At 42.3% G+C, this 4,562-nt stretch carries 5 protein-coding genes and 1 pseudogene; all 6 read left to right on the top strand.

Annotation, left to right across the window (positions count from 1 at the left end):
* A partial coding sequence (locus AC29Z1_RS11325; protein WP_488271567.1) for an FAD-dependent oxidoreductase occupies nt 1–439 on the top strand: 439 nt, incomplete at its 5' end.
* 14 nt (nt 440–453) lie between these two features.
* Nucleotides 454–1,437: a hypothetical protein gene (locus AC29Z1_RS11320; RefSeq protein WP_488271566.1), complete on the top strand. Its 984-nt coding sequence runs from the start codon at nt 454–456 to the stop codon at nt 1,435–1,437.
* Nucleotides 1,438–1,467: 30 nt separating this feature from the next.
* Nucleotides 1,468–2,202 (top strand): pseudouridine synthase, encoded by a 735-nt coding sequence (locus AC29Z1_RS11315; RefSeq protein ID WP_488271565.1) that lies wholly within the window; start codon nt 1,468–1,470, stop codon nt 2,200–2,202.
* 76 nt (nt 2,203–2,278) lie between these two features.
* Nucleotides 2,279–3,523, top strand: a complete 1,245-nt coding sequence (locus AC29Z1_RS11310) for a BaiN/RdsA family NAD(P)/FAD-dependent oxidoreductase (RefSeq protein ID WP_488271564.1) — start codon at nt 2,279–2,281, stop codon at nt 3,521–3,523.
* 24 nt (nt 3,524–3,547) lie between these two features.
* A complete protein-coding gene (locus AC29Z1_RS11305) occupies nt 3,548–4,105 on the top strand; it encodes a hypothetical protein (RefSeq protein WP_488271563.1) in 558 nt (185 codons plus the stop codon).
* Nucleotides 4,106–4,257: 152 nt separating this feature from the next.
* Nucleotides 4,258–4,562 (top strand): annotated as a pseudogene (locus AC29Z1_RS11300) (3-deoxy-7-phosphoheptulonate synthase); the annotation flags it as partial.

The raw sequence follows: 4,562 nt of genomic DNA, 5'->3' as shown, positions 1-4,562 counted from the left end.
TGAACGTGCCAGATATGAAGATCCATATTCAGGGGGCGTAGGAAATTCTATACGGTATTTAGGTATTGCGCCTTGCAGCAACTCCTTGAAAGTAGACGGTATCGATAATTTATTTTGTGCCGGGGAAAAATGCGGAATTTTGGTTGGCCATACCGAAGCCGTGATAACCGGACTATTGGCCGGACATAATGCGGTACGTTGCTGTATTGATATGAAATATCTTGAGTTACCGGCAGAACTGGCTTCAGGTGATTTTATAAATTACATTCACGCGCAAATGAGAACCGAAGAGGGAATTAAACTAAGATATACTTTTTCTGGTTCAGCTTATTTCGAACGGATGAAAGAGCTAGGTTTATATTCTGCCTCGCGAGGAGAAATTAACGACCGGGTCATCAAAGCCGGATTACATGATATTTATAATACCTGTTTGGTTTGATGAGGAGGGGGAATATGCTAAATAAACTTGCACTGAAGTGTATTGATATAAATTCCGCATACTGTCCCTGTCTATTGGCAGAAACCAATCATTGTACTTTTTGCAGTCATTTAAAAGGTGAGCCCGTATGTGATTGCAACTGGAGCGGAGTGTGCATACTATACGAAAAACAATGGCAAGCCAAAAAGAAAAACAGGATTATTGATGGTGATACTCCTGTTCGTTTGGAAGCAGATACCGAATTTGTTGTAAAGAACAAAATTACCGAACATACATACCTGTTAGAAATTGAAGTAACTTCCGAACTTGCACAGGCATTGGACAGATGCGGTTCTTTTGTTTTCTTGCGTCGACCTTCTGCCCAGCAATTTTATCAGTTTCCCGTTGGGGTAATGCGGGTACAAGGAAATATTATTCAAGTAGTTGTTGAAACTATCGGACCTAAAAGCGCGCATCTATTTGCCGATGACAATAAGCGTGTATTGGTACGCGGTCCATATTATAATGGTATTTTTGGTCAACCCTGGATTGACAATATAGTTAATGGTAAAATATTATTAATAACTGGGGGTATGGGGCAGCCGCCTGCTTTAGCGATAGCCGATCGGCTGGTCAAAAAGAATAATATTGTCAAAGCTCTGGTTGCGCCTGGCAAGATTGGTAAGGTGTTTATTGCCAATGAACTAGCCGAACTCGGAATCACGGTTCAGGAAGTTGCCTCTATGCGTCAGTTTGGCATGCATGCATTGACTGAAATGCTCACTGACAACAACGAATGTCCTGAGCTCATTATCAGTGCTGGCCCGGATGACCAGCACTATGGAGTCATTGCTGCCATGCAGCAGGCTGGAGTCGATCTGCCGATGGCAGCTACCAACAATGCAACTATGTGTTGCGGTGAAGGCATTTGCGGTAGCTGTGACCGATTGACCAAAGATTATAAAAGGGTTCGTACTTGTAAAGTACAGATAGATTTTAGTCAATTTGCTCAAGATTAAAACACAAGTAAAAATAGGAGTCGAAACTCAATGTTAGAACGTTTGCAGAAAGTGATTGCGCAAGCCGGTATTGCCTCGCGGCGGGACGCGGAAGAACTTATTAAAGCCGGCAGGGTAACCGTTAATAATAAAACGGTTACTGAACTTGGAACTAAAATTGATCCTGAGAAGGATCGGGTCGCTGTTGATGGCAAACCGTTGAAAGCTGAAAAGTATGTATATATTTTACTTAATAAGCCTAAAGGAGTCATAACTGCCTTAGAAGATCCCCGGGGACGTAAAACGGTGGCTGATCTTGTTGCCGATATTCCGGAAAGGATTTATCCGGTTGGAAGGCTGGATTATAATAGCGAAGGGTTGCTTCTTATGACGAATGATGGTGAATTGACGCATGCGTTAACTCATCCTCGCCATGAGATTGCCAAAACCTACTTGGTCAAAGTCCAAGGTTATCCACCTGAGGAAAAACTTGATATGTTACGGGTTGGTATTAAACTGGATGACGGGATGACCGCACCAGCTAAAATCAATATCGTGGATGTTGATCAAGAAAAAGGAATAACTACGTTAGAATTTGTTATTTATGAAGGAAAAAACAGACAGATTCGTCGAATGTGTGAAGCCATTGGTTTTCCTGTGAAAAATTTAAAACGGATTAAATTTGCCTTTTTAACCTTAGAAGGAGTTAGGCGAGGGCAGTACCGCCATCTGCTTGCTAGAGAGGTGCAAGAACTAAAGCGCCTTGCAAAAATTAAAAACAATTAATTTTTCCACCCTTATTTTGTAAATAAGGGTTTTTTTCAAATTTATAGCATAATATTTTGAAAAGTGAGTGTGACATATGCAGCAAGTTCTTATTATCGGTGGGGGAGCCGCTGGCCTAATGGCGGCGGTAAGCGCCGCTCAGCATGGTGCCCGGGTAACACTGCTCGAAAAAATGAAAGACATTGGACGCAAGCTGCTTATTACTGGCAAGGGGCGTTGTAATCTCACGAATAGCTGCGATATTCCTGAATTGGTAAAAAATATGCCAGGCAATGGCTCGTTTTTGTACAGTGCTTTTAATGCGTTTAGTAATCAGGATGTCATTGAGTTTTTTCATCAGGCTGGTTTGCCGACCAAGGTAGAACGCGGTGGACGCGTCTTTCCGGTTAGTGATCAGGCCAGAGATGTTGTTAAAACTTTTTCACGGGAATTGGTTAAGCTCGGCGTTATTGTCAAGACAAATCAATGTGTAAAAAAAATAATAATAGAAAATGGCAGGGCTGTTGGTGCTGTAACAAACGATGCTGAATATCGGGCTGATGCCGTAATTATTGCGACAGGAGGCGCGTCCTATCCTGGTACCGGTTCATCTGGTGATGGCTACCGGTTTGCTCAGGCTGCCGGGCATACGATTGTACCACTCAAACCGTCGCTGGTACCGCTGGAAGTTGAGGAAGAATGGATAACAGAGCTGCAAGGTTTATCGCTTAAAAACGTTACAGCAACCGTTATAAGTGATGGCAAAAAAGTAGCCGAAGAATTTGGCGAAATGCTGTTTACTCATTATGGTCTTTCTGGCCCAATTATATTATCTCTAAGCAAAAAGGTGTCTGAGCTATTTGCCACTGCTCCAGGTAAGGAAGTTACTATAGAAATTAATCTTAAGCCAGCTTTGAGTATGGAGATGTTGGACAAGCGTCTGCAGCGCGACTTTGCAAAGTTTGCTAGAAAACAGTTAAAAAATTCTCTACATGAATTACTGCCAGCCAAACTCATTCCAGTTGTTATTGATTTGTCATTTATTGACCCGGATAAGTTTGTCCATCAAATTACCAAAGAAGAGCGGGCACGCTTACTGGATATCCTCCAGCATTTAACGTTTACTATTACGAAAACCAGGCCGGTAACGGAAGCCATAGTAACAGCCGGAGGTGTCAGTACGAAAGAAATTAATGCGCGTACCATGGAATCGAAATTGATACCAGGTTTGTTTTTTGCTGGTGAAGTTATTGACGTGGACGGATTTACTGGTGGTTATAATTTGCAGGCTGCTTTTTCTACCGGCTATGTGGCCGGTAAGTCTGCTGCCCAGAGTGAGTAGCAAACTGTGACAGGAGGGCTTGGGATGGAGAACCGAAATGATAAGTTTCGCCGTAAACGTTTACATTTTATCGACCAGCTACTCATCCGGTTGGCCTCGGTAGCTGTTGTTTTGCTAGTAGTAGTACAAGTTCTCCATATGCACGGTGAGGCTCGGAAATATCTTTCATTGGTAGACAAACTGGAGGGTGAGCAGATTACTTCACCGTCTATGATGTATGCTGCCGATATGCCTTTGACTAATGCTAATCAGGCTATGAATGCGCTACACAAAATGGTTGCCAAGTCGATGCGTACGCTAAGACCCGGTAAGAACATAACTATTCGGATGATTAATCCGCCAGCCAGTGTTGATGCTATCGTTACTGTAAACGGGGAACCGATGGGGAATTTTCGTAAAGGTGAAGTTGAACTTACAGTATATGAGGGCGATTATATTGAAATTGATGCTGTTAATATTAAACAGCCTGCACAATTTGTTATTAAGACCCATTCCCAAGACCTGATACATCCAGCAGACGGCATAATTCTGGAAAATCAAGGTAATCTTGTTGTGGTAGGAAAAGTAACATTTAAGCAATAAGAGTGATGCAAAAGGATTTTTCCTGGGTTGTCATAAAACGATACATATTTACAGAAATTTGATAACAGGCTGCGATTTTTGGAGAAGGAAAAATTTTGTCGGGCAGGGAATTATATTAAATTATATTTTTTGGATATTTGTGGAGGCCTGCTATGATTATAATGATGAACCATCCCACTGCTGGCCAGGTTAAGCGGGTAATGGATAAACTTCGCCAGTTGGGTTTGGACGGCCACTCGATAACTACTGTAGATAAAACCATTATTATTGCTACCGGTGACTTATCGACCTGCAATCCAGATTTATATGAAAGAATGCCCGGGGTTGATAAGGTAGTTATTGTTGAAAAGCCTTATATATTAGCCAGCCGAGAGCTGCAGCCCCAAAATACCATTGTTACAGTTGGTACTGCTGTTTTTGGCGGAGAAGATATCCCTGTTATTGCTGGTCCTTGTGC

The sequence above is a fragment of the Sporomusa sp. genome (assembly GCF_057736855.1).
The sequence above is the reverse complement of the archived record's forward strand: the minus strand, read 5'-3'. Positions and strand labels throughout refer to the sequence as shown.

Coding starts and splice junctions, on each gene's coding strand:
- AC29Z1_RS11320 (WP_488271566.1), top strand. CDS start 454: ATGCTAAATAAACTTGCACTGAAGTGTATTGATATAAATTCCGCATAC.
- AC29Z1_RS11315 (WP_488271565.1), top strand. CDS start 1,468: ATGTTAGAACGTTTGCAGAAAGTGATTGCGCAAGCCGGTATTGCCTCG.
- AC29Z1_RS11310 (WP_488271564.1), top strand. CDS start 2,279: ATGCAGCAAGTTCTTATTATCGGTGGGGGAGCCGCTGGCCTAATGGCG.
- AC29Z1_RS11305 (WP_488271563.1), top strand. CDS start 3,548: ATGGAGAACCGAAATGATAAGTTTCGCCGTAAACGTTTACATTTTATC.